The sequence below is a fragment of the Lentzea pudingi genome (assembly GCF_014646255.1).
Taxonomy (GTDB): domain Bacteria; phylum Actinomycetota; class Actinomycetes; order Mycobacteriales; family Pseudonocardiaceae; genus Lentzea; species Lentzea pudingi.
In genome coordinates this window covers 1-22,038 of the sequence record NZ_BMNC01000020.1, presented here as the reverse complement: position 1 = coordinate 22,038, position 22,038 = coordinate 1, and the positions used below count along the sequence as shown (strand labels likewise).

Genomic DNA, 22,038 nt, shown 5'->3' with positions numbered 1-22,038 from the left:
TGCCGGGCATCAGGAACTAGCCTCGACCAGTGCGGTCATCGTGGCGAGCGTCGTGCGCAGGTCTTCCAACGAGACCTGCGCACTGACGCGGTTCGCCCACTCGTACTGCGCGTCGCGCAGCCGCGCGATGGCCGCGTACCCCTCCTCGGTCGGCCGCACCAGCTTCGCGCGGGCGTGGGCCGGGTTCGGCAGGTACTCCGCCAAACCCTTGTCCACCAACAGGTCCGCGATCCGCTGCACGGACTGGCGGGTCAGCCCCATCTCCCGCGCCACGCCCGAGACGGACAGCGGTTCGCGCAGCACCGCGCCGAGCACCTGCCACCACGCCGCGGTCAGGCCCACCGGTTTCGTCATCACCTCGGCCGCGTCGAGAAACGCCCCGTACAAACGGAAAGTCCTCATCACGACGTCGGTCAGGACGTCCCCCGACTCACTCCTGGACACTCGCCACCAGCTTCCCGAACGCCTCGGCCGTGTCGTCGCGGTTGAACTCGTACCAGGCGTGCAAAGTCGCAGGAGAGAACGTCTCCAGCTCCGCCAGCACCTCACGCGCGAACTCCAGCGACGAAGCCCCACCCGCCGTGATCACGCCCTGATCGCGCACCACGCGCTCATCGCGATAAAAAGCCGCACCACCGTAAGCACCGAGCATCTGCGGGAAGTTCGACGTGTGCGCCACGTCGTCGAGCAGCCCCTCGGCCGCCAGCGCGACCGTCGCCCCGCAGATCGCCGCGACCGGCTTGCCCGCCTCGCGGAACCGCCGCGCGAGCTTCCCGAACGCCTCCGCCACCTCCGGGATCTCCCAGCTGTCGCCACCCGGCAGCACGAGCATCGCCGCGTCGTCCAGCGAGACCTCGGACAGAGCCACGTCCGGCAGCATCCGCACACCGCCGACCGTGCGGATCGGGTCGGTGGTCAGACCGACCGTCCGGATCTCGTACCGCCCCGGCTGCTGCTGGAACTGCTGGAGGCTCACCTGCGCGGCCACGTGGCCGTACTCCCAGTCGGCGAGCTGGTCGGTCAGTGCGAGGTACACCGTCTGCGTCATGACAGTAGACTGTCATAAGTGACAGCATGCTGTCAACCCACCTCACGGCTAAGGTCACCGGCATGGCAGACGAGCTGGTCCACTACGAGGTGCGGCGTGGCATCGCGACGATCACGCTGGACTCTCCCCACAACCGCAACGCGCTGTCCTCGCAGCTGCGCCGGGAGCTCAAGGAGCACCTGAGCACCGCGGCGAGCGACGACGGCGTGCGCGTGGTCGTGCTGACCCACACGGGCTCCGTGTTCTGTTCCGGCATGGACCTCAAGGAGGCCGCCGGGGCGAGCGCGGGCGACCAGGGCGTCAACGAGTTCCCCGCGATCCTCGAGCAGCTCTGGACCAGCCCGAAGCCGGTCGTCGCGGCACTCAAGGGCCCGGCCCGCGCGGGTGGCGTCGGCATCGTCGCGGCGTGCGACATCTCCATCGCGGACGCCAAGGCGACGTTCGCGTTCAGCGAGGTCCGGATCGGCGTCGTGCCGGCCGTCATCTCCGTCACGGTCCTGCCGCGGCTGCTCCCGCGCCAGGCCCACGAGCTGTTCCTCACCGGCGAGACGTTCGACGCGCAGCGGGCCAAGGAGATCGGTCTCCTCAACGCCGCCACGGACGACGTCGACGCGGAGGTCCGCCGCTACACGGACATGCTCGCGCTCGGCGCCCCCAACGCGCTGGCCGCCACCAAGGAGATGCTGCAGCAGGAGCGGTCCACGAACCTCGGCGAGGTCTTCGCGGACATGCTCGAGCTCTCAGCGCGGCACTTCGGTGGCCCCGAAGGCCAGGAGGGCATCACCGCGTTCAAGGAGAAGCGCAAGCCGTCCTGGGTGCCGGCCGAAAGCTGACCCGGCCTAGAACCACCCGGTGCACTCGATCATGCCCTGCGACGACCCGCAGGCCCGCATGAGCCTGCCGTCGTTCTTGAACGCCTCGGTGTACTTCGCGGTACCCGAGTCGATCCTGGTGTAGCCGAGGAAGCCCTCGTGCCCGTTGGCCGAGGGCTCCTTGCGGTCGGTCCAGATCTCCTCGCCGGGCGTGCCGTGGGAGATGCGTCCCCAGGCGCACTTGGACTTGTTCGACGCACGCAGCTCGATCACGCGGCCGTTGCGCATCGTCACGGGGTTGTCGCCGTCGATCGTCTCGAACGGCGTGAACGGCCCCTCCTGCGAGCAGTCGGGGTCACCGGCGAACGACACCGCCGGACAAAGCAGCGAAACAACCGCGACGACGCCGAGCGCACAGCTCGAGCGGCGGAAATGCGTTCCCATGGAATGGCACTGTCCACTCCGGACGCCAGATCCGCAGCCCAAGTCACCTTTCCGTGCGAATCACGCGCACTTTCCGGTCACCTGTCTCAGCGGTCTGCTTCGCGGCGTCGCGCAGCACCTCCAGCACGGAGGAGTCCAGGTCCACGGGCACGACCAGCACGTACTCCCCCGCGGGCAGCCACGAGAGATCGGTCAGGCTGTCGTACAACGCGTCCAGGTTCTGCCCGAACCACTCGGGGAATTCGAGCGCCGCGGCAATGGCCGAGATCGCGGCGGACTTTTCCGAAACGAGAATGTGCCGTTTCATTTGCTCACGTCCACCACGACGAACGACGAATAGTGGTCGCCGGTGTAGAAGACTTCCTTTTCCGACCCGGTGACGATCCGCCGCGCGCCCCGGTCGGGACTTCCGGGCGTCGGCACCGTGTACTCCTTGTAGTACCCGGAGTCCTTGGCGGGCAGTCGCTTCTCGCGGTTCTGGAACGTCACGCCGTCGTTGCGCGGGTACGGGAACGGCCCCTTCGCCTCGATCAGCTTCCACGTCTTCGCGGCCTCGGCGGGCAGCTTCGACAGCGCCTGCACGTCGAGGCCCGACTGCACGCCGGGGACGGCGAGCCGCGAGGCCGACGGCGGGATGTTCGCCGGCGGCGTCTCCGGGTTCGCGGCGGTGTCCTTGAAGAACCACCCGACCACGACGAGGGCAACGAGCCCGACCAGTGCGACGGTCAGGCGACGACCAGGACTCACGCGGCGACCTTCTCCGGTTCGGGCTCGGGCTCCGGGACCGACGCCGGGTTGTTCGCACCCCAGTCCGCGACCCGGTCGATGAGCCGCGCCACGCCCAGGCAGAGCGGCAACACCACGATCATCACGACGGGGAACTGCACGGCGACGGGCAGCTGCACCAACCACAGCTCGACCCCGTCCCACCACTGCACAAGCCAGTCCACGACCCCGAGAGTAGTCGCGTGACCCGAGTCACGGCATTTGGCCACGATCCAGGTGGGTATGTTGCGAACCATGTTCGCCGTTTACGCAGCAGAACCCAGTCCTGAGAACCCGCTGGCCTCGCTTCGCGTGGGCGAGCGCCCCGAGCCCGAGGTCCCCGCCGGGTGGGTGCGCGTCGCGGTGAAGGCGGCCAGCCTCAACATGCACGACCTGTGGACGTTGCGCGGGGTCGGCATCAAGCCGGAGCAGTTCCCGATGATCCTGGGCTGCGACGGCGCCGGTGTGCTCGACGACGGCACGGAGGTGGTGCTGCACTCCGTCATCGGCGACCCGAACTGGGCCGGCGAGGAGACGCTCGACCCGAGGCGCACGCTGCTCACCGAGAAGCACCAGGGCACGTTCGCCGACTACGTGGTCGTGCCGGCCCAGAACGCGCTGCCCAAGCCCGCTGACCTGTCGTTCGCTGAGGCCGCGTGCATGGGCACGGCGTGGCTGACCGCGTACCGGATGCTGTTCGTGAAGTCCGGTCTGCGCCCCGGCCAGACGATGCTCGTGCAGGGTGCTTCGGGCGGTGTGTCGACGGCGCTGATCCAGCTCGGCCGCGCCGCCGGGTTCCGCGTGTGGGTCACGGGCCGCAGCGAGGAGAAGCGCGCGCTGGCGAAGAGCCTCGGCGCGCACGACACGTTCGAGTCCGGCGCCAGGCTGCCCGAACGGGTCGACGCCGTGTTCGAGACCGTCGGCAAGGCCACCTGGTCGCACTCGATGAAGGCCCTCAAGCCCGGCGGCATCGTGGTGATCTCCGGCGCCACGTCCGGTGACGCCTCCGCGGCCGAGCTCCAGCGGCTCTTCTTCCTGCAGCTTCGCGTGGTCGGCTCGACCATGGGCACGCGCGAGGAGCTGGGCGACCTGATGAGGTTCTGCGCGCTCAACGACCTCAAGCCGCAGATCGGCGCCGAGCTGAAGTTCGAGGACGCCGAGCAGGGCCTCCGCTCGATGCTGGAGGGCGACACCGCGGGCAAGATCGTCTTCAGCCGCCCGTAAAAAGGCGCAAAACGCCCTGCTGGTCAGCGGGTGCACGCGAAGCGCGTGACAGTTGTCCCATGACTACGCAGGGCGTTTTCCGGCGCAAGCCCATCGAACAGATCGCCGAGGACAAGGGCGACGGGCTCACCAAGACATTGGGCCTGTGGCAGCTCACGGCGATCGGCATCGGCGGCATCATCGGCGCGGGCATCTTCTCGCTCGCGGGTGCCGTCGCGAACAAGACGGCCGGCCCCGCCGTGCTGATCTCGTTCCTCGTGGCCGGCATCGCGAGCGCGGCGGCGGCGTTCTCCTACGCGGAGTTCGCGGGCCTCATCCCCAAGGCAGGCAGTGCCTACACCTACGGCTACGCGGTGCTCGGCGAGATCGTCGGCTGGTTCATCGGCTGGGACCTGCTGCTCGAGTACACCGCGATCGTGGCGGTGGTCGCGATCGGCATCTCCGGCTACTTCACCGAACTGCTGTCGTTGCTGAACATCCACCTACCGCAATGGATGCTGGGCGCACCGGGCACCGAGACGGGCGACGTCGCCTCGGGCACGTACAAGGTGAACCTGTTCGCGGTCGTGCTGTGCCTGCTCATCGCGTACGTGCTGAACACGGGCATGAAGAACGCGGCACGGTTCGAGACTACGTTGGTGTACCTGAAGATCGCGGTCGTGGCGCTGGTCATCGTCGTCGGCGCGTTCCACATCGACACGGACAACTACAACCCGTTCTTCCCGTTCGGCATCTCGGGTGCGCTCACGGGTGCGGCGACGGTCTTCTTCGCGGTGTTCGGTTACGACGCCATGTCGACGGCGGCCGAGGAGTCGAAGGACTCCCAGCGGCACATGCCCAGGGCGATCATCTACTCGCTCGCGGTGTCGATGGCCCTGTACGTGCTGGCCTGCCTGGTGCTGACCGGGATGGTGAACTACAAGGACGTCGACGCTGAATCCGCGTTCGCCACGGCGTTCGCGGACGTCGGCCTGCCCGCGCTGGGCATCATCATCAGCGTCGGCGCGATCCTCGGCATCACGACGGTGCTGTTCACGTTCCTCATGGGCGCGGCCCGCGTCGGCTACTCCATGAGCCGTGACGGCCTGCTGCCGCAGTGGTTCGCGAAGTCGCACCCGGTGAAGCACGTCCCGACGCGCATCACCTGGGTGCTGGGCGTCGCCTCCGCGATCATCGCCGGTTTCCTGCCGATCGCGGAGGCCGCCGAACTCACCAACATCGGCATCCTGCTGGCGTTCGTCGTGGTGTGCATCGCCGTGATCGTGTTGCGCTACAAGCAGCCCGACCTCCCGCGGACGTTCAGGACGCCGGGCATGCCTGTCGTGCCGATCATCGGCGTGATCTTCTCGATCTGGCTGATCACGTTCCTGACGCCGGAGACCTGGCTGCGGTTCGGTGTCTGGTTCGCGATCGGCCTGATCATCTACTTCGCGTACTCGAAGAAGCACTCCGTCATGGAGCGTCGGCCCAAGCGGTGACGATCTGGTCGAGGGTGGAGAGCGGCACCGCGCCGCTCCCCACCACCAGGTCGTGGAACGCGCGGATGTCGAACCGGTCGCCCAGCTTCGTCTCCGCCTCGGCCCGGATGCGCAGGATCTCCAGGCGCCCCACCATGTACGCGAGCGCCTGACCCGGCATCTCGATGTACCGGTCGATCTCCGAGATGATCTCCGGCTCCGCCATGACCGTGTTCTCGCGCAGGTAGTCGATGGCCTGCTGCCGCGACCACCCGAACGCGTGGATGCCCGTGTCGACCACCAGCCGGCTCGCGCGCATCGCGTCGAGACCGAGCATGCCGAGGCGCTGCTCGTCCGACGAGTACAGGCCCATCTCGTCCGCGAGGCGCTCGGTGTAGAGGCCCCAGCCCTCCAGGTACGCCTCGATGAACGCGAACCGGCGCATCTCGTGCATGTCCATGTCGGCCGCGATGCTCACCTGGTAGTGATGCCCCGGCACCGCCTCGTGGAACGCCGTCGCCTCGGACAGCGTGCGGCTGCGTTCGGTGGCGCCCAACGGGTTGAGCCAGTAGATGCCGGGACGGCTGCCGTCCTGCGCCGCCGGCATGTAGAACGCGATCGGCGCCGTCGAGCGGCCGGCCTCGTCGACCAGCCGCACCTGGCACTCGGACTTCGGCATGCGGCCGAACCAGTTCGGTGCCTCGGCCTGCGCCCGCGCGATCGCCTCGACCGCGCTCTCCACCATCTGGTCCTCGTTGTCCCACAACAGTTCGGTGCGCAACCGGCGGAAGATCTCCGGCACGTCCGAGGTGCCCCACAGCCGAGACCCGATCTCCGCGTACTCCTCGCGCAGCCCGGCGATCAGGTCGAGACCCAGGCGGTGCAGCTCGTCCGGCGTGCGGTCGGTGGTCGTGTAGTTGCGGGCCAGCTTGCGGTAGTTCTCCTCGCCCTCGGGCAGCCAGCACAGACCGGCGTGCTCGTCGCCGCGGCCGTCCTCGATCGACGCCAGCACGTCGCGGAACTCGGCGACGGCCGCGCGGATCTCGCCGGAGTGGTCGCCCTCCCACGGCTGCGCCGGCGAGTCCAGGAAGGCCTGAACGCGCTCGACGCCGGCCTCGACGTGGCGCTGCAACGGCCTGCGGTCGGACTCGCGCAGCCGCTGCCCCGCCTGCCTGATGTACCGGGGGAACTTGTCGAGCCGCTGGGACACGTCGACCTTCGTCGCGATCATGAGCAGGCCGTTCACCGGCGCGGCCAGCCCCTGCGCGACGGTGTGCTCGACCAGCCTGGCGTCCGTGCGGTCGATGATCGCCTGGCCCTGCTGCCGGATGACCGCGAGCGTCACCGGGTCCTCGTCGCTCGTCTCGACCCGGCTCAGGATGCCGGCGATCCGCGCCCGCATCGCCTGTTCGCTCTCGACGCTCAGGTCCTCGAGCTGGTCGTCCCAGCCCGGCAGGCCGAACATCGCGGCGGACAGCGGCGACGAGTCCATCATCGCCTGGAACATTTCATCCGCCAGTGACATCAGGTCCTCCCAGACCATTCGGAAACAAGACCGCCCAGAGTGGACAACGGTACGATGCCGTTCTCCAGCACAAGGTCGTGGAACGCCCTGATGTCGAAATCCACCCCCATCGCGGCACGGGCCTCGGACCGGATGCGCAGGATCTCCAGCCGTCCCACCATGTACGCGAGGGCCTGTCCCGGAGTCTCGATGTACCGGTCGATCTCGCCGTCGATCTCCGAGTTGTCCATCACGGTGTTCTCGCGCAGGTAGTCGACGGCCTGCTGCCTCGACCAGCCCAGCGCGTGGATGCCCGTGTCGACCACGAGCCGGCCGGCGCGCATCGCGTCGAGGCCCAACATGCCCAGCCGTGCCTCGTCCGACGAGTACAGGCCCATCTCGTCGGCCAGCCGCTCGGTGTAGAGGCCCCAGCCCTCGAGGTAGGCGTCGATGAACGCGAACTTGCGTACGTTCGTCAGCTCGGTCTCGGCGGCGATCGAGATCTGGAAGTGGTGGCCGGGAACGGCTTCGTGGAACGCCGTCACCTCGGACAGCGTGCGGCTGCGCGAGGTGGCGTCGAACGGGTTCAGGAAGTAGACGCCGGGACGGGAGCCGTCGAGCGCCGCGTCCACGTAGTACGCGAACGGCGCGTTCGCCCGGTCCTGCTCCGGCACGAACTGGACCTCGCACCGCGCCTTCGGGAGCCGCCCGAACCAGTTCGGCGCCTCGGCGTTCGCCCTGACGACGGCCTCCTCCGCACTGGTGAGCATGTCGTCCTCGTTGGCCCACAACAGTTCCGTGCGCAACCGGCGGAAGATCTCCCGCACGTCCGAGGTCCCCCACACCCGCGACCCGATCTCCGCGTACTCCTCGCGCAGCCCGGCGATCAGGTCGAGCCCGAGCCGGTGCAGCTCGGCCGGCGTGTAGGACGTCGTGGTGTAGTCGCGGACGAGCTTGCGGTAGTTCTCCTCGCCCTCGGGCAACCAGCAGAGCCCGGCCTGCTCGTCGGCACGCCCTGGCAGGCCCAGCAGGACCTCGCGGTAGCGGGCGAACGCGGGACGCAGGTCGGCGTCGCCCTCCCACTCCTGGCGGGGCGAGGCGAGGAACCGTTCGACGTGCGCCGCTCCGCTCTCGACATGCCGGCGCAACGGCCTGCGGTCGGTGTCGAGCAGCCGCCCCGCCACCTGCTCCAGGAAGCGCGGGACGGCGTGCCGCCGCTGCGAGAAGTCGACCTGGGAGGTGTTCCTGAGCAGCAGCGTCACCGGCGAGTTCAGCCCTCTGGACACGCTGTGCTCCACGAGCCGGGCGTCGATCATGGTGATGATCGACTCGGCCTGGTGCCTGATCACGTCCCGCGACACCGGGTCCTCGTCGCTCGAGTCGACGCGGCCGAGGATCCCCGTGAGCCGCGCCCGCAGCTCGCGGTGGCCCTCCGGACTGTGGTCCTCGAGCTCGTCGTCCCAGCCGGGAACACCTACGAGCGTGGCGAACAGCGGGTTCCAGTCCATCATCGCCTGGAACGTCTCATCTGAGAGCGAGGTCACGCCGTCCTTCTTAGCCGCGACCGAACCTCTCTGACAACGAATTGATCGTTTCGGAGAGCTCGGTATCGATTCGCCGCACGATCGCACCGGCGGGTTCGGCCGTGGCGAGCGGGTACGTGGTGCCGGCCCACAGCGACATGACCTCGACCTCACCGGTCGCGCGCACCGGACGCGTCAGGTGGTGGACGTTCGGGTACGCGGCGGGCGCGTGCGGGCCGTGCTCGATCAGGAACCTGTTGACCAGCCCTCGCGCGGGCCGTCCGCTGAACGCCCTCGTGAGCGCCGTGCGACGGGCTCCCTCGGCGAGCGCTTCCCGTTGTGCCGCATTGGTTCCCGCCTCCGGGCAACCGAGGAACGCGGTGCCGAGCTGCGCCGCGACCGCCCCTGCCGCCAGCACGGCGGCGACGTCGGCGCCGGTGACCAGGCCGCCCGTCGCGATCACCGGGAGGCCGACGGCGGCGCGCACGAGCCTGATCGCGGCGAGGGTGCCGTACAGCTCACCGCCGCCGGGCGAGATGCCGTCGTCGGCGAACGTGCCGCGGTGGCCACCCGCGTCCGAACCCTGCACGCACACGACGTCCGCGCCGATCTGCTGCGCCTGACGTGCCTCGCTGGGGGTGGTGACCGTGACGACGATCGTGGACCCGGCCGCCTTGAGCCGCTGGACGTCGTCGGCGTCGGGCAGGCCGAACGTGAACGACACCACGGGCACCCGCAGCGCCAGCACGAGCTCGAGCTTCGCGGCGTAGTTGTCGTCGTCCCAGCGCGGGTCGCCGGGCACCGCGCCGACCTTCTCCGCGAAGGGCGTGATGCGCCGGACGTAGGACGAGATGTCCGCGGTCGACCGCGTGCCGGGCACGAACAGGTTGACCCCGAACGGCTTGCTCGTGAGCCCGCTCGTGCGCGTGATCTTCTCCGCGAGCTGCTCGACGGTGATGTACCCCGCTGCGAGGAACCCGAACCCGCCGGCCTCGTTCACCGCGGCGACCAGTTCGGGAGTGGAGGGGCCACCTGCCATCGGCGCGGCGATCACAGGCACGGCCAGCGTGTCGAACATAGGGGACAACCTAGTTGGATCGGGCGGCAAATGCCTGGTGAAGCCGTGTGTCGTTGATGACGCGAGAACTGCTCCGAACGGACGTCCGGCGCCACGTCCTTTGTGGACGTGGCGCCGACCGGTTCCATCATCTAGGGCAGGGAGTCCAGATGAGGAGCGACCGTGTTGGCGAACTGCCAGTTGTTGGAGGCGTCCCAGTTGATCGACCAGGTCATGGCGCCGCGGATGGACGGCCACGTCGTGCTCGGCTTGAACGTCCCGCAGTTCGTACCGCGGGCGAGGCAGCTGAGCGCGTTGTTGACGTTGGACGGCGACTGGTAACCGCCACCGGCACCGGACGGCGACGCGGGCAGGCCGAGGCCGACCTGGTCGGCGCGCAGGCCGGACTGCAGCTGGATGCACGCGAGCGCGGTCAGGAAGTTGACCGTGCCCTGGCTGTGGACCTGCTGGTCGCAGCCGAGCATCGAGCCGGAGTTGTAGTACTGCATGTTGACGATCGTCAGGATGTCCTTGGTCGCCAGCGCCAGCTTGAAGTACTCGGCGTTGACGTTCTGCATGTCGATCGTCTGCGGCGCCATCGTGATGACCTTGCCGCCACCGGCGTGGATGGCACGCAGCGCCTGACCCATGTACTGGGCGTTGACGCCGTTCTCCAGGTCGATGTCGACGCCGTCGAAGCCGTAGGTCGAGATCAGGCTGTTGACGCTGTTGGAGAAGTTCGTGGCCGCCGTCGAGTTGCCGACGCTGATCGTGCCCTTCTCACCGCCGACGGAGATGATCACCTTCTGGCCGCGGTTCTGGACCGTCCTGACGTCCGCGCGGAACTGCGCGTCGGTGTAGCCGCCGAGCTGGCTGCTCAGACCGGGGTCGAGGTTGAACGCGACCTGGCCCTGCACCGCCGTGGCGTCGGCGAACGAGACCGCGATGATGTCGTAGGTGGTGGGGACGTCGGCCAGCTTGAGCGCGCGCGCACCGTTGTAGAAGTTCTGCCAGTAGCCCGTCAGGACGTGCTTGGGCAGACCGGTGTTCGGCGGGTTGCTGGTCGTGGTGGTGGTAGTCGTCGTGGTCGTCGTAGTGGTGGTGGTCGACGTCGTGGTGCTCGTGGTCGTCGGCGGCGTGCCGGGACCGTCGAGGCTGACGTCGTCTGCGTAGTACGCGGGCTGGCCGTACCAGCCGTGCAGGTAGATCGTGACGCTGGTGGCGCTGCCGGTCGTGAAGTCCACGGTCAGCTGGGAGAAACCGCTCGTCCCGGGGGTCCAGGTGTTCTTCTCCACGCCACCGGTGACGCCGAGGTAGACGTAGCTGCCCTGCACCCACGCGCTCAGCTTGTAGGCCGTGTTCGGTTGCACCGTCACGGTTTGCTGGCACCGCGCGTTGCTCTGCCCGGCGGGAGCGCCCTGCAGTGCGTACGTGCCGGTGCGCTTCGTGCTGTTGGTGACGCTCGTGCCCTCGGTGCAGGTCCAACCACTGAGGTTGCCGGCCTCGAAGCCGCTGTTGGCCGCGAGGTTCGCGGCGGCAGCGCTGCCGTTGATCACCAGCACCAGACCGGCGCACGAGAACAGCGCGGCGAGCAGCGCGATGGCTGCTCGTCTGGCCTTGGACATGGTCCACCTCCACACACTCATGCGGCGGCCATGTTTGTGAGTGGACTAAAAATGGACTAGACCACTGCGGTTGGTCAAGCCCTGGTTTAGCTTGATGCCGTGTTCACCCTCGAAGACGCCATCGCGCTGGCCACCTCCGCGCACGACGGGCAGGTCGACAAGTCGGGCCGGCCGTACATCGGACACCCGTTGCGGGTCATGTCATCGGTGACGGGCGAGCACGAGCAGATGGCCGCCGTGCTGCACGACGTCATCGAGGACACCGCGGTGACGGCGGCCGACCTGACGGCGCGCGGATGCCCCGCCGTCGTAGTCGACGCCGTCGTGGCGTTGTCGCACCTGCCGGACGAGCCACAGGAGGACTACCTGAGGCGCGTGGCCGCAAACCCGCTGGCACTCTCCGTGAAGCGCGCGGACATCGGCGACAACCTCTCCCCCACCCGCATGGCCCGTCTCGACGAGGCGACGCAAGATCGGCTGAAGGCCAAGTACGCGCGGGCGCTCGGGTTGCTCGAGCAGTACGTGAGCTAACTCGCTTCTTAAACGGTACAGGTCTCTTGAACAGGATGTATTATCGAAACGTAACCAAGATTGGAAGGACGAGATGACCCGCCAAGACCTGACCGTGAAGTCCCTGCGTTCGAGCCTGGCCTCGCGCCGCGCGGCTCGTGTGAAGCGCCAGAGCCTGGAACGGCAGTTGGCCAGCTACACCACCGACAGTGACCGACTCGAACTGGACGCCATCCTGTCGCGCCACAGCGCGGAGGAGACCGGCGAACTCCGTTCGATCATCAACCGCCAGGCGATGGCACGCCTCCTGCGTTCCGCCTGACGAACATCCCTTGGGCCACCCCGGCAACGTCGCCGAGGGTGGCCTTCGCGTTCCTAGAAGAGCCGCTTGAGGGTGAGGACGTTGTCCTTGCGCGTCTCCTGCTGGCCGTCCGGCCCCGTCAGCGGCCGTTCCACCACCTCGTCGGTGACGATGATCCAGTTGTCCTTGAGCCCGAGGTGGTCGAGCACGTCCTTGGTCGTCGGGAAGTAGTAGTCCTGGTGCTCGGACCACGACGGCGCGCCCGCGTGCCCACCGATGATCAGGTACCCACCGGGCGCCACGGCCTGTGAGGCCTTCTTCAGGATGCTGTTGCGCTCACCGTCCTCCTCGACCGGCGAGTGCAGGAACTGAGCGCTCACCAGGTCGTACAGGCCGTCGGGGAACGTGGCCTTGAGATCGTGCTGTTCCACCGAGATCTCGACACCGGCGTCGTACGCGTGCTTGATCGCGCGGTCGAGCGCGACCTGCGACACGTCGACGCCCAGCACCCGCCAGCCCCGCTTCGCCAGCCAGACGGCGTCCCCGCCCTCCGCGCACCCGATGTCGAGCGCGCTGCCGGGCGCGAGCCGTTCGGCCTCGCGCACCAGCAACGGGTTCGGGTTGCCGGACCAGACCTGGTCCCGCTCCGAGTAGAAGGTCTCCCAGAACTCCTGTGCGGTCGTCATGGCACTGACGATGCCCCCGGTCGTGCCAGAACGGCAAACTACGTTGCTGGTTCAGCAACGCCGGGGCTTGGCGGCAGGTCGACGTCACCAGCGCTCACGACGGGACTCGAACCCGCGATCTCCGCATTGACAATGCGGTGCCTTAGCCAACTAGGCCACATGAGCAAGAAGTGCGCAAAACAAAAAAGCCGCCCACCAAGGACGGCTCCCAAAGACCTGATTCAGCAGGTCACAGCAGGGAGCGCGCCAGCAGCGTATCCAGATCCATGACGCCTCCTCAGCTCGTTGTCGCACCCAGCATCGCCCAAGTCGGCCGTGATCGCCAGCCAATTGAAAAGGCCGGACCCGCACTGCGGATCCGGCCCGTTCAACGCTTGAAGCCTACTTCTTGCCCTTCGGCTCATCCGTCGACAGCGCGGCGACGAAGGCCTCCTGCGGCACCTCCACACGCCCCACCATCTTCATGCGCTTCTTGCCTTCCTTCTGCTTCTCGAGCAGCTTGCGCTTACGGGTGATGTCACCGCCGTAGCACTTGGCCAGCACGTCCTTGCGGATGGCGCGGATCGTCTCGCGGGCGATCACGCGGGCACCGATCGCGGCCTGGATCGGTACCTCGAACTGCTGCCTGGGGATGAGCTCACGCAGACGGGTCGCCATGCGCGTGCCGTACGCGTAGGCGTAGTCCTTGTGCACGATCGCGCTGAACGCGTCGACCGTCTCACCCTGCAGCAGGATGTCGACCTTGACGAGCTCCGCGTCCTGCTCGCCGGACTCCTCGTAGTCCAGCGAGGCGTAACCGCGGGTGCGCGACTTCAGCGAGTCGAAGAAGTCGAAGATGATCTCGCCGAGCGGCATCGTGTAGCGCAGTTCGACGCGGTCCTCGGACAGGTAGTCCATGCCGCCGAGCTGGCCGCGCTTGCCCTGGCAGAGTTCCATGATCGCGCCGATGTAGTCGGACGGCGCGATGATCGTGCACTTGGTGACGGGCTCGTAGACCTCGGCGCGCTTGCCCTCCGGCCAGTCGGACGGGTTCGTCACGACGTGCTCGGTGCCGTCCTCCATCACGACGCGGTACACGACGTTCGGGGCCGTGGAGATGAGGTCGAGACCGTACTCGCGCTCCAGGCGGTCGCGGGTGATCTCCAGGTGCAGCAGGCCGAGGAAGCCGCAGCGGAACCCGAAGCCGAGCGCCGCGGACGTCTCCGGCTCGTACGTCAGCGCGGCGTCGTTGAGCTGCAGCTTGTCGAGCGCCTCGCGCAGCTCCGGGTAGTCCGAGCCGTCGACCGGGTAGAGGCCCGAGTAGACCATCGGGCGCGGCTCGCGGTAGCCGGCCAGCGGCTCCGTGGCGCCCTTGCGCTCCGACGTGACGGTGTCGCCGACCTTGGACTGGCGCACGTCCTTCACGCCGGTGATCAGGTAGCCCACCTCGCCGACGCCGAGCCCCTGCGACGGCTTCGGCTCCGGGGAGACGATGCCGACCTCGAGGATCTCGTGGGTCGCGCCCGTCGACATCATCTTGATGCGCTCGCGCGGCGTGATCTTGCCGTCGACGACGCGGATGTAGGTGACGACGCCGCGGTAGGTGTCGTAGACCGAGTCGAAGATCATCGCGCGGGCCGGGGAGTCCGCGGCGCCGACCGGGGCCGGGACCTTCCGCACGACCTCGTCGAGCAGCGCCTCGACACCGAGACCGGTCTTCGCCGAGACGCGCAGCACCTCCTCCGGCTCGCAGCCGATGATGTGCGCGATCTCCTTGGAGTACTTGTCCGGGTCCGCGGCGGGCAGGTCGATCTTGTTCAGCACCGGGATGATGGTGAGGTCGTTCTCCATCGCCAGGTACAGGTTCGCGAGCGTCTGCGCCTCGATGCCCTGCGCGGCGTCGACCAGCAGCACGGCGCCCTCACAGGCCTCGAGCGCGCGGGACACCTCGTAGGTGAAGTCGACGTGGCCAGGCGTGTCGATCATGTGCAGGACGTGGTCCTGCCCTTCGAGCTGCCACGGCAGGCGCACGTTCTGCGCCTTGATGGTGATGCCGCGCTCACGCTCGATGTCCATGCGGTCGAGGTACTGCGCCCGCATCGACCGCGCGTCGACCACGCCGGTGAGCTGCAGCATGCGGTCGGCCAGCGTGGACTTGCCATGGTCGATGTGCGCGATGATGCAGAAGTTCCGGATGAGCTCCGGCGGCGTGAACGTCGTGTCGGCGAACGTGGTCAAGGCAGTCCTCAACAGGAAATCGGACGGATGTCCCCTTATGGTCCCATAGAGGCCGGTGTGCCCTGCACCACTAGGGTGCGTCCGTGCAGATGAACGGTGAAGACCCCCGCCCGGCGAAGGGCGCGGTGCGCGAGATCCACGACGCCGCCACGACCGCCAGGCTCGAGTACGAGCCCTCGATGGACGGCGACGCGGACCCCGGCGAGGTCATCTGGGCCTGGGTGCCCTTCGAGGAGGACGCGAACCGCGGCAAGGACCGGCCACTGCTGGTCGTGGGCCGCGCGAAGCGCGAACTGGTCGCGTTGATGCTCTCCTCGAAGGAGCCGCGCGGCAACTTCCTCGAACTGGGCGCGGGCGCCTGGGACCGCGAGGGCAGGCCGTCCTACCTGCGCCTGGACCGCGTCTTCGCCCTCGACTCGGACGACGACCTCCGCCGCGAGGGCGCCGTCCTGGCGCCCGCCGCGTTCGGTCTGGTCGTGGACGTCCTACGCGACCGTCACGGCTGGCGCTGAACGAACGCACGCCACGCGGGTGCGCTGAAGCTCAGCGTGCCCGCGCCGGCGTTCTTGGAGTCGCGCACCAGCACGTCGTGGGCGATCGCGACCTCGACGCAGTTCCCGTCCTCGGTCGCATCGCTGTAGCTGCTCTTACGCCAGTCGCGGTCCTCGGCCATGGAAATCCTCTCGCGGTGGGCTGACGTACTCCGCCAGCTTGCTCCGCGATTGTTCCGCATCCAGCGCGACCTCATCCAGGTGCTCGAAGAGCAGCCTGGTCCGCGCGATGGCCCCCGGATCCTGCACGAACACCTTCGCAAGGTCGGTCTCGCCGAAAGCGACCGGGTACGCCTTCTCGTACTCCCACAACACACAACCGGACGACGGCACCACGACGTGTGCGGGCACGATCCGGATCTCCGCCGGGTGGAACAAGAGCTTCGCGCACTGGTCTTCCATGATCCGGTCGTCCCCGACCGTCTGCTGCAGCGCGTGCTCGTGGATGTAGAACAGACAGGTCGGCCGATCGTGCCGGTTCAGGATCGCCTGGCGTTCGATGCGGAACCGCACGATCGTCGGAATCCGCTCCTCCGCGATGAAACCGCCCAGCCGGTACAGCGCGTCGGCGTAGTCGGCTGACTGCGCCAGGCCCGGCACGGACCGCGGGTCGTAGCTGGTGATCAACTTGGCGGTGGCCTCCGCCAGCGCCATCGTCCGCGTGTTGTCCGGCACCTGCACGATGTACTCGTCGAACGCGTTCTTGTACCGGAGCCGGAACTCCTCGAAGAAGTCGACGTCCTTGCCACACGCCGTCAGGAACTGGATGAGGTCGATCTCGCTCGCCCGAGCCTTGCCGTGCTCGATGGTCGACATCTTGCTCGGATCCCAGCCGAGCCGGATGGCCATCGCCCGGCCTCCAAGATCGGTGCAGGATTCCCTGAGTCGGCGCAGCTCATCGCCGAGATCCCGGCTGTACGCAGTGGAAGTGATCACAGTCATAGCCCGAAGCTAGGGTTTGTAGCGAGTCCAAAGAAGAGGCTCATTCGGGTGAAAACGGAACCAGGTCCTGGGTTCCCAGCACCGTGAGCAACGCGAGTCGCTCAGCATCCTCCGTCCCGGGTTCCGCCGTGTAGATCATGATCCGCAAGTCGCTGCCGCCCACGGTGAGCACGTCGCAGTCGAGCGTCACGGGTCCCACGCGCGGGTGGTCGATGGTCTTGCGCGCCGCCGCGTGCCGTCCGACCGCACCCGAGTCCCACAACTCGGCGAACCGCTCGCTGCCCGCGCGCAACTCCTCGACCAGCCGCTTCAACTGCGCGTCCGCCGGATACCGGGTGACGGCGGACCGCAGGTCGGCGACCTGGGCGGTCCGCAACTCGTCCAGTTCGTCCGGTGTCCGCCTGGCCCGGCTCCCGCTGCCGAGGAACGTGCGCCACACGCCGTTGCGGTCGTTGCCGCGCAGGTCGGACGGGTCGCCCATCAACGCCGCGTACTCCTGGTTGGCCACCAGCAACGTCCAGCACGCGTCGAACACCGCGACGGGTGTGCCCGCCAGCCGGTCCAGCATCCGTTGCACGCTCGGCGTGACGTACGCGGGCACCATGGCCGCACCCGGCGGCACGAGCTCGGCTAGGCGGAAGAGGTGCTCGCGCTCGGCCGGCGCCATCCTCAACGCCCGCGCCAGCGCCTCGACGACCTGGGACGACGGGTTGGACGCGCGGCCCTGTTCGAGGCGGGTGACGTAGTCGACGGAGATCCCGGCGAGGCTGGACAACTCTTCTCGCCGCAGCCCGGCCGCCCGCCGGTGCACGCCTGCCGGAAGCCCTGCCGCCTCGGGTGGGAGCCGGTCGCGCCACCGGCGCACCGCTCGTCCGAACTCCGTCGCCGCCACGCCGTCGATTGTGCTCGCGCGCCCGGCGGCGTGCCTGGTACCGGCAGTCCCAGGAAGACGGGACGACTGGTTGGCCCCGGGCTCCGCGACGAACCTGGATCGCATGACGACAACACTGATCACCGGCGCCAACAAGGGCCTGGGCTTCGAGACCGCCCGCCGTCTCATCGCCGCCGGCCACACCGTCTACCTGGGCAGCAGGAACGCCGAACGCGGCCGTCGGGCAGCCTCCGAACTGGGCGCGCGCCTGGTCGTCCTCGACGTCACCGACGACGAGTCGGTCGCGGCGGCCGCCGGGACCGTCGAGGCCGGGGGCGGACTCGACGTGCTGATCAACAACGCCGGCATCGAGGGACGCACGCCCGACGGCGGCGTGGTGGACGCCGCGCACACCACCGGCGAGTTCATGCACACCCTTTTCGACACCAACGTCTTTGGCGTCGTGCGGGTCCTGCACGCGTTCCTGCCTCTGCTGGCCCGCTCCGACGCGCCTGTCGTCGTGAACGTCAGCAGCGGCCTGGCCTCGATCACCGGCGCGTCGGCCTACGTCTACCCCGGCGTCGCGTACCCGGCGTCCAAGGCCGCGGTCAACATGGTCACGGTGCTGTACGCGAAGGCGTTCCCGGACATCCGGATCAACTCGGTGGAACCGGGCTACACGAAGACCGACCTCAACGCGAACACGGGCACGCAGACCGTCGAGGAGGGCGCCGAGATCATCGTCCGCACGGCGCAGGCCACCGGCGGGCCGACCGGCGGCTTCTTCTCCGCGCACGGCCCGCTCCCCTGGTGACTCCTAGGCGAGGCGCGTGATGTCGACCGTGACCTCCAGCGCCGTCGCGGCCCCGCTCGAGTAGATCCCCTTCAACGGCGCCACGTCCGCGTAGTCGCGGCCGAGCGCCACCCACACGTGCCGAGGCCCGACCGGCATGGCGTTGGTCGGGTCGTAGCCCCACCAGCCGCCGGTCCACGCCTCGATCCACGCGTGCGACTCTCCGCGCACCGTCTCCCGCAGCGCGCCGTCCTCCTTGGTGTGCAGGTATCCGGACACGTACCGCGCCGAATCCCCATGCCGCGCAACAACACCAGGCTGAGGTGCGCGAAGTCCTGGCACACGCCCTTGCGTTCGTGCCACGCGTCGACGGCCGAACTGTGCACACCCGTCGAGCCGGGCTGGTACTTCAGCTGCTCCCACACCCACTGCGAAGCCGCCAGCACCGCACCCGACGGTGCCTGCCCCTTCTTGAGGTCACGCGCTACGGCGAGCAACTCGCGGTTGCGCGGCGTGTAGAGCGTGGGCTCGAGGAACTCCGTGTAGCGGTCGACGATGTTCTCCGCGCGCACATCGCCCCACGTGCCCGTGGTCACCGGTTCGATCTCCGCACTCGTCTCGACGACCGACGACGCGACGACCTGCAGTTCCTTGTGCGGCGCATGGAGGTCGAACGACGTGACCTCCGTGCACCAGTAGTCGGTGTACCGATACGCACGGGTCGCCGGCGTGGTCTCGACGCGTGAGACGACCACGTTCTGACGGCGGTCACCGCGCGGTGTCAGCCGTGCCTCGTTGTAAGACTGCACGACCGGTGCCTCGTACCGATAACCCGTTGTGTGCACGACACGCACTCGCCAGCTCATGGTCAGCCCACCTCGGTGTTGGTCCAGGCGACCCACGGCGCCACGTGGAAGTACTGCTGTGAAACGGCTTCGCCGACGTCACGAACGGTCTTCTGCAGTGCTGCTAGCCGTTTCGGCAGGTCGTCGAGCAGGTCGTGCGGCCGCAGGAACTCGAGCTCACTGCGTGTCTTGCCGAGCAACCTCAATGCCTTCGCCCGCGCACCGACGCGCACGGACGGTTGGTTCTCCAACTGCTCCAGACACGACTCGGCCTGCCTCAGCGCGTGGAACACTGACCGCGGGAACAGCCTGTCGAGGAGGAGGAACTGCACCACTCTCGACGCGTCCAACGCCCCGCGGTACGTCCTCAGGTACGTGTCGTGCGCACCGGCCGACCGCAGCACCGTGACCCATCCAGGAGAAGAAGCCTTGTCACCAACACGGGCGAGGAGCAGCCGCACGATCATGTCGACGCGCTCGACCGACCGCCCCAGCACGAGGAACCGCCACCCGTCGTCCCGTGACATCGTGGAGTCCGCGAGCCCCGCGAACATGGCCGCCCGCTCCTCCACAAAGCTGAAGAACGCGTGCGGCCCCATCGTGCGCGCGTAGGTCTGCCGTTCCGCGACGGCGTTCCACATCGCGTTGAGGCACTCCCACATTTCGGTCGACACGACCTCACGAGCACCACGCGTGTTCTCGCGCGCGCTGTTGACCGACGACACGATCGAACTGGGATTGTCCTTGTTGTACGCCACTAGTTCCGTCAGCGACCACACGTCGAACTGGTCGGCGCCGGCGGGCGGCGTGATCCCGAGGACCGTCAGCAACTGACGCGACGTCGCGTCCGGGTCGACCGTCGCGTCCTCCAGCAGTTGGTGGACCGAGACGTCCAGGATGCGCGCCGTGTCGTCCGCCCGTTCGACGTAGCGGCCGATCCAGTACAGCGACTCAGCGTTGCGTGCCAGCACTTCGCGCGCCTCCCTACTGCTGCTGTTGTTGCTGTTGCTGGGAAGTGGTCAACTCCGGCCCCTGCTCGGCCGCCGCGGCCTCCATCTGGGACGAACCGGCGAGCCCGGGCTGCGCGAGCTCCCGTTCCTGCGTGGACGACTTCGCCGCCAGCACCCACGTGTCCTTGGACCCGCCACCCTGCGACGAGTTCACGATGAGGCTGCCCTCCGGCAACGCGACTCGCGTCAGCCCGCCAGGCAGCACGAAGACGAAGTTCCCGTCGTTGACCGCGAACGGCCGCAGGTCCACGTGCCGCGGCGCCAGCTTGTCGCCCACCTTGGTCGGCACCGTGCTCAGCTGCACCACGGGCTGCGCGATCCACCCGCGCGGGTTGGTCCGGATCCGTTTCCGCAACGAGTTCAGCTCGCGGACCGTCGCGTCCGGCCCGAACACGATCCCGTACCCACCGGACCCCTCGACGGGCTTGACGACCAGCTCGTCGAGCTTGTCGAGCACGTGCGCCCGTTCGTCGGACAGCCAGCACCGGAACGTGTCCACGTTGGGCAGCAACGGCTTCTCGCCGAGGTAGTACTGCACGATCTCCGGCAGGTACGTGTAGACGAGCTTGTCGTCCGCCACCCCGTTGCCGACCGCGTTGGCCACGGCCACGTTGCCGGCCCGAGCCGCGTTCAGCAGGCCCGCGATCCCCAGCACCGAGTCGGGCCGGAAGTGCACGGGATCCAGGTAGTCGTCGTCGATGCGCCGGTAGACGACGTCGACCTGCCGCTCACCCTCCGTCGTCCTCAGGTAGACGAAGTTGTCGCGGCAGAACAGATCCCGCCCCTCGACCAGCTCCACACCCATCTGCCGCGCGAGCAACGAGTGCTCGAAGTAGGCGGAGTTCCCCAGCCCCGGCGTGAGCACGACAACGTTCGGATCCGCGGCGTTGGGCGCAGCAGCGGTCCTCAGCGCCCGCAGCAAATGCACCGCATAGTCCCCCACCGCGCGCACGCGATGCCGTGCGAACAAGTCGGGAAACACCCGAGCCATCGTCCGCCGGTTCTCCATGACGTACGAGACACCGGACGGACAACGAAGATTGTCTTCGAGAACCCGGAACGTCCCCTGCTCGTCCCGCACGAGGTCCACACCCGACACGTGGATGCGCACCCCGTTGGGCGGGATGATGCCGGCCGCCTCCCGGTGGAAGTGCTCGCAGCTCGTGATGAGACGCCGCGGCAACACCCCATCCCGAACGATCTGCGCGTCCCCGTAGATGTCCGCGAGGAACATCTCCAACGCCCGAACCCGTTGAACGATGCCCTTCTCGAGCTTCGACCACTCCCCCGGCCGCGATGATCCGAGGGATCAGGTCGAGCGGGAACGGCCGCTCCTGACCGCTCAGCGAGAACGTGATCCCTTGGTCCACAAAGGCCCTGCCAAGGGCGTCCGACCGCGCGTTCAGCTCATTGACCTGCGCGGAGCCACCGACTCGTACAGCGCGCGGTAGGCACTCCGCACCCCGTTGTCCGTCGAGAACATCTCGTCGTAGGCACCGGCGTGCGGGCGCTCCGGACCCTGTTCAAGCGGCTTTCGCACTAGTCCGCCCGGACAGAAACCTGCCGGAAACGAAACTCGGTGCTTTCCGGTCACAAGGTCCCGAGTCCGGTCAGCAGCCACCACGCGGTCTGCCGGCCCGCCTGTTCCACCGCTCGGGCGAAGATCCCGATCTGCTCCCAGCCGTCCTGTTGGGCCACGCGAAGGCGGGGCTCATTCACCCCGGTTCCGAGTCGCGTTCGACATGCCGCCAGCTGGTGGCGGCGGAGCTGCGACTGATCTTCTCGTGAACATGAAAAAGCCCTGCGGGGAGCGCTTGTGGCGCTCAACCCGCAGGGCAAAATATGTTCGGCGG

The 22,038-nt window shown here is 68.1% G+C and carries 24 protein-coding genes, 1 tRNA gene and 2 pseudogenes; 7 read left to right on the top strand and 20 right to left on the bottom strand.

What is annotated here, in order from left to right; all coding sequences use genetic code 11:
• Positions 1 to 9: 9 nt before the first annotated feature.
• Together IEY88_RS38625 and IEY88_RS38620 are read right to left on the bottom strand one after the other, a co-directional pair.
• On the bottom strand, positions 10 to 444 hold the full coding sequence (locus tag IEY88_RS38625; RefSeq protein WP_229694164.1) for a MarR family winged helix-turn-helix transcriptional regulator: 435 nt from the start codon (positions 442 to 444) through the stop codon (positions 10 to 12).
• Complete coding sequence (locus IEY88_RS38620) at positions 431 to 1,048, bottom strand: type 1 glutamine amidotransferase family protein (protein ID WP_189159882.1); 618 nt, start codon at positions 1,046 to 1,048, stop codon at positions 431 to 433. Before IEY88_RS38620 ends, IEY88_RS38625 begins: the two co-directional genes overlap by 14 nt.
• 62 nt (positions 1,049 to 1,110) lie before the next feature.
• Here IEY88_RS38620 and IEY88_RS38615 point away from each other — a divergent pair, with 62 nt between their 5' ends.
• Entirely contained in the window at positions 1,111 to 1,881 is a 771-nt protein-coding gene (locus IEY88_RS38615; protein WP_189159881.1) for an enoyl-CoA hydratase family protein, read from the top strand.
• 6 nt (positions 1,882 to 1,887) lie between these two features.
• On the opposite strand, the gene IEY88_RS38610 is transcribed toward IEY88_RS38615, so the two are convergent.
• Genes IEY88_RS38610 through IEY88_RS38595 form a run of 4 tightly spaced genes read right to left on the bottom strand, consistent with a single transcriptional unit; the run spans position 1,888 to position 3,254 of the window.
• Positions 1,888 to 2,304 carry a hypothetical protein gene (locus IEY88_RS38610; protein WP_189159880.1) on the bottom strand — a complete coding sequence of 139 codons (417 nt, stop codon included), beginning with the start codon at positions 2,302 to 2,304 and terminating at the stop codon, positions 1,888 to 1,890.
• A 43-nt stretch (positions 2,305 to 2,347) separates the two neighbouring features.
• On the bottom strand, positions 2,348 to 2,611 hold the full coding sequence (locus tag IEY88_RS38605) for a barstar family protein (RefSeq protein WP_189159879.1): 264 nt from the start codon (positions 2,609 to 2,611) through the stop codon (positions 2,348 to 2,350).
• Positions 2,608 to 3,051: a guanyl-specific ribonuclease gene (locus tag IEY88_RS38600; RefSeq protein WP_189159878.1), complete on the bottom strand. Its 444-nt coding sequence runs from the start codon at positions 3,049 to 3,051 to the stop codon at positions 2,608 to 2,610. The genes IEY88_RS38605 and IEY88_RS38600 overlap by 4 nt, the downstream gene beginning before the upstream one ends.
• Positions 3,048 to 3,254 (bottom strand): hypothetical protein, encoded by a 207-nt coding sequence (locus IEY88_RS38595; protein ID WP_189159877.1) that lies wholly within the window; start codon positions 3,252 to 3,254, stop codon positions 3,048 to 3,050. The genes IEY88_RS38600 and IEY88_RS38595 overlap by 4 nt, the downstream gene beginning before the upstream one ends.
• A gap of 70 nt (positions 3,255 to 3,324) precedes the next feature.
• Here IEY88_RS38595 and IEY88_RS38590 point away from each other — a divergent pair, with 70 nt between their 5' ends.
• Positions 3,325 to 4,293 carry a zinc-binding dehydrogenase gene (locus IEY88_RS38590; RefSeq protein ID WP_189159876.1) on the top strand — a complete coding sequence of 323 codons (969 nt, stop codon included), beginning with the start codon at positions 3,325 to 3,327 and terminating at the stop codon, positions 4,291 to 4,293.
• Positions 4,294 to 4,352: 59 nt separating this feature from the next.
• The gene (locus IEY88_RS38585) at positions 4,353 to 5,771 is read left to right on the top strand and encodes an amino acid permease (protein WP_189159875.1); all 1,419 of its coding nucleotides are present in this window, start codon (positions 4,353 to 4,355) and stop codon (positions 5,769 to 5,771) included.
• Here the strand turns inward: IEY88_RS38585 and IEY88_RS38580 are convergent.
• From IEY88_RS38580 to IEY88_RS38565, 4 genes are all read right to left on the bottom strand, one after another.
• Complete coding sequence (locus IEY88_RS38580; protein WP_229694163.1) at positions 5,746 to 7,275, bottom strand: DUF885 domain-containing protein; 1,530 nt, start codon at positions 7,273 to 7,275, stop codon at positions 5,746 to 5,748. The two genes, IEY88_RS38585 and IEY88_RS38580, sit on opposite strands and share 26 nt — an antisense overlap.
• Positions 7,275 to 8,798, bottom strand: a complete 1,524-nt coding sequence (locus IEY88_RS38575; protein WP_308426049.1) for a DUF885 domain-containing protein — start codon at positions 8,796 to 8,798, stop codon at positions 7,275 to 7,277. The genes IEY88_RS38580 and IEY88_RS38575 overlap by 1 nt, the downstream gene beginning before the upstream one ends.
• Before the next feature lie 10 nt (positions 8,799 to 8,808).
• Entirely contained in the window at positions 8,809 to 9,855 is a 1,047-nt protein-coding gene (locus IEY88_RS38570; RefSeq protein ID WP_189159873.1) for an NAD(P)H-dependent flavin oxidoreductase, read from the bottom strand.
• 131 nt (positions 9,856 to 9,986) lie between these two features.
• On the bottom strand, positions 9,987 to 11,459 hold the full coding sequence (locus IEY88_RS38565; RefSeq protein ID WP_189159872.1) for a chitinase: 1,473 nt from the start codon (positions 11,457 to 11,459) through the stop codon (positions 9,987 to 9,989).
• Positions 11,460 to 11,558: 99 nt separating this feature from the next.
• Here IEY88_RS38565 and IEY88_RS38560 point away from each other — a divergent pair, with 99 nt between their 5' ends.
• The gene (locus IEY88_RS38560) at positions 11,559 to 11,990 is read left to right on the top strand and encodes an HD domain-containing protein (protein ID WP_189159871.1); all 432 of its coding nucleotides are present in this window, start codon (positions 11,559 to 11,561) and stop codon (positions 11,988 to 11,990) included.
• Positions 11,991 to 12,063: 73 nt separating this feature from the next.
• Positions 12,064 to 12,291 (top strand): hypothetical protein, encoded by a 228-nt coding sequence (locus IEY88_RS38555; protein ID WP_189159870.1) that lies wholly within the window; start codon positions 12,064 to 12,066, stop codon positions 12,289 to 12,291.
• A gap of 53 nt (positions 12,292 to 12,344) precedes the next feature.
• On the opposite strand, the gene IEY88_RS38550 is transcribed toward IEY88_RS38555, so the two are convergent.
• From IEY88_RS38550 to lepA, 3 genes are all read right to left on the bottom strand, one after another.
• Positions 12,345 to 12,956 (bottom strand): class I SAM-dependent methyltransferase, encoded by a 612-nt coding sequence (locus IEY88_RS38550; RefSeq protein WP_189159869.1) that lies wholly within the window; start codon positions 12,954 to 12,956, stop codon positions 12,345 to 12,347.
• A 91-nt stretch (positions 12,957 to 13,047) separates the two neighbouring features.
• Positions 13,048 to 13,121 (bottom strand) — tRNA-Asp (locus IEY88_RS38545).
• A 216-nt stretch (positions 13,122 to 13,337) separates the two neighbouring features.
• Positions 13,338 to 15,173 carry a translation elongation factor 4 gene (gene lepA / locus IEY88_RS38540; protein WP_189159979.1) on the bottom strand — a complete coding sequence of 612 codons (1,836 nt, stop codon included), beginning with the start codon at positions 15,171 to 15,173 and terminating at the stop codon, positions 13,338 to 13,340.
• 89 nt (positions 15,174 to 15,262) lie between these two features.
• Between lepA and IEY88_RS38535 the strand changes: the two genes are divergently transcribed.
• A complete protein-coding gene (locus tag IEY88_RS38535) occupies positions 15,263 to 15,685 on the top strand; it encodes a type II toxin-antitoxin system PemK/MazF family toxin (RefSeq protein WP_189159868.1) in 423 nt (140 codons plus the stop codon).
• Here IEY88_RS38535 and IEY88_RS38530 read toward each other — a convergent pair.
• From IEY88_RS38530 to IEY88_RS38520, 3 genes are read right to left on the bottom strand one after another with little or no spacing between them, the layout of a single operon-like run.
• Entirely contained in the window at positions 15,670 to 15,846 is a 177-nt protein-coding gene (locus IEY88_RS38530; RefSeq protein ID WP_189159867.1) for a DUF397 domain-containing protein, read from the bottom strand. The two genes, IEY88_RS38535 and IEY88_RS38530, sit on opposite strands and share 16 nt — an antisense overlap.
• The gene (locus tag IEY88_RS38525; protein ID WP_189159866.1) at positions 15,821 to 16,666 is read right to left on the bottom strand and encodes a helix-turn-helix domain-containing protein; all 846 of its coding nucleotides are present in this window, start codon (positions 16,664 to 16,666) and stop codon (positions 15,821 to 15,823) included. The genes IEY88_RS38530 and IEY88_RS38525 overlap by 26 nt, the downstream gene beginning before the upstream one ends.
• Before the next feature lie 40 nt (positions 16,667 to 16,706).
• Complete coding sequence (locus IEY88_RS38520) at positions 16,707 to 17,558, bottom strand: helix-turn-helix transcriptional regulator (protein ID WP_189159865.1); 852 nt, start codon at positions 17,556 to 17,558, stop codon at positions 16,707 to 16,709.
• Between the two features lie 103 nt (positions 17,559 to 17,661).
• Between IEY88_RS38520 and IEY88_RS38515 the strand changes: the two genes are divergently transcribed.
• Positions 17,662 to 18,351 carry an SDR family NAD(P)-dependent oxidoreductase gene (locus IEY88_RS38515; RefSeq protein WP_189159864.1) on the top strand — a complete coding sequence of 230 codons (690 nt, stop codon included), beginning with the start codon at positions 17,662 to 17,664 and terminating at the stop codon, positions 18,349 to 18,351.
• 3 nt (positions 18,352 to 18,354) lie between these two features.
• Here IEY88_RS38515 and IEY88_RS45645 read toward each other — a convergent pair whose 3' ends face one another.
• The 4 genes and pseudogenes from IEY88_RS45645 to IEY88_RS38500 form a co-directional block, all read right to left on the bottom strand.
• Positions 18,355 to 18,609, bottom strand: coding sequence for a transglutaminase-like domain-containing protein (locus tag IEY88_RS45645; protein ID WP_373294273.1), 255 nt, complete (start codon positions 18,607 to 18,609; stop codon positions 18,355 to 18,357).
• Positions 18,610 to 18,677: 68 nt separating this feature from the next.
• Positions 18,678 to 19,196: pseudogene (locus tag IEY88_RS45640) on the bottom strand (transglutaminase N-terminal domain-containing protein); the annotation flags it as partial.
• Positions 19,197 to 19,198: 2 nt separating this feature from the next.
• Positions 19,199 to 20,146 carry an alpha-E domain-containing protein gene (locus tag IEY88_RS38505; protein WP_189159863.1) on the bottom strand — a complete coding sequence of 316 codons (948 nt, stop codon included), beginning with the start codon at positions 20,144 to 20,146 and terminating at the stop codon, positions 19,199 to 19,201.
• 13 nt (positions 20,147 to 20,159) lie between these two features.
• Positions 20,160 to 21,725 (bottom strand): annotated as a pseudogene (locus tag IEY88_RS38500) (circularly permuted type 2 ATP-grasp protein).
• Positions 21,726 to 22,038: the final 313 nt, after the last annotated feature.

Excerpts from the sequence above, each read along its gene's own strand:
- IEY88_RS38620 (WP_189159882.1), bottom strand. The coding sequence starts at position 1,048 with ATGACGCAGACGGTGTACCTCGCACTGACCGACCAGCTCGCCGACTGG.
- IEY88_RS38615 (WP_189159881.1), top strand. The coding sequence starts at position 1,111 with ATGGCAGACGAGCTGGTCCACTACGAGGTGCGGCGTGGCATCGCGACG.
- IEY88_RS38610 (WP_189159880.1), bottom strand. The coding sequence starts at position 2,304 with ATGGGAACGCATTTCCGCCGCTCGAGCTGTGCGCTCGGCGTCGTCGCG.
- IEY88_RS38605 (WP_189159879.1), bottom strand. The coding sequence starts at position 2,611 with ATGAAACGGCACATTCTCGTTTCGGAAAAGTCCGCCGCGATCTCGGCC.
- IEY88_RS38590 (WP_189159876.1), top strand. The coding sequence starts at position 3,325 with ATGTTCGCCGTTTACGCAGCAGAACCCAGTCCTGAGAACCCGCTGGCC.
- IEY88_RS38585 (WP_189159875.1), top strand. The coding sequence starts at position 4,353 with ATGACTACGCAGGGCGTTTTCCGGCGCAAGCCCATCGAACAGATCGCC.
- IEY88_RS38580 (WP_229694163.1), bottom strand. The coding sequence starts at position 7,275 with ATGTCACTGGCGGATGAAATGTTCCAGGCGATGATGGACTCGTCGCCG.
- IEY88_RS38570 (WP_189159873.1), bottom strand. The coding sequence starts at position 9,855 with ATGTTCGACACGCTGGCCGTGCCTGTGATCGCCGCGCCGATGGCAGGT.
- IEY88_RS38565 (WP_189159872.1), bottom strand. The coding sequence starts at position 11,459 with ATGTCCAAGGCCAGACGAGCAGCCATCGCGCTGCTCGCCGCGCTGTTC.
- IEY88_RS38555 (WP_189159870.1), top strand. The coding sequence starts at position 12,064 with ATGACCCGCCAAGACCTGACCGTGAAGTCCCTGCGTTCGAGCCTGGCC.
- IEY88_RS38550 (WP_189159869.1), bottom strand. The coding sequence starts at position 12,956 with ATGACGACCGCACAGGAGTTCTGGGAGACCTTCTACTCGGAGCGGGAC.
- IEY88_RS38535 (WP_189159868.1), top strand. The coding sequence starts at position 15,263 with ATGAACGGTGAAGACCCCCGCCCGGCGAAGGGCGCGGTGCGCGAGATC.
- IEY88_RS38530 (WP_189159867.1), bottom strand. The coding sequence starts at position 15,846 with ATGGCCGAGGACCGCGACTGGCGTAAGAGCAGCTACAGCGATGCGACC.
- IEY88_RS38525 (WP_189159866.1), bottom strand. The coding sequence starts at position 16,666 with ATGACTGTGATCACTTCCACTGCGTACAGCCGGGATCTCGGCGATGAG.
- IEY88_RS38515 (WP_189159864.1), top strand. The coding sequence starts at position 17,662 with ATGACGACAACACTGATCACCGGCGCCAACAAGGGCCTGGGCTTCGAG.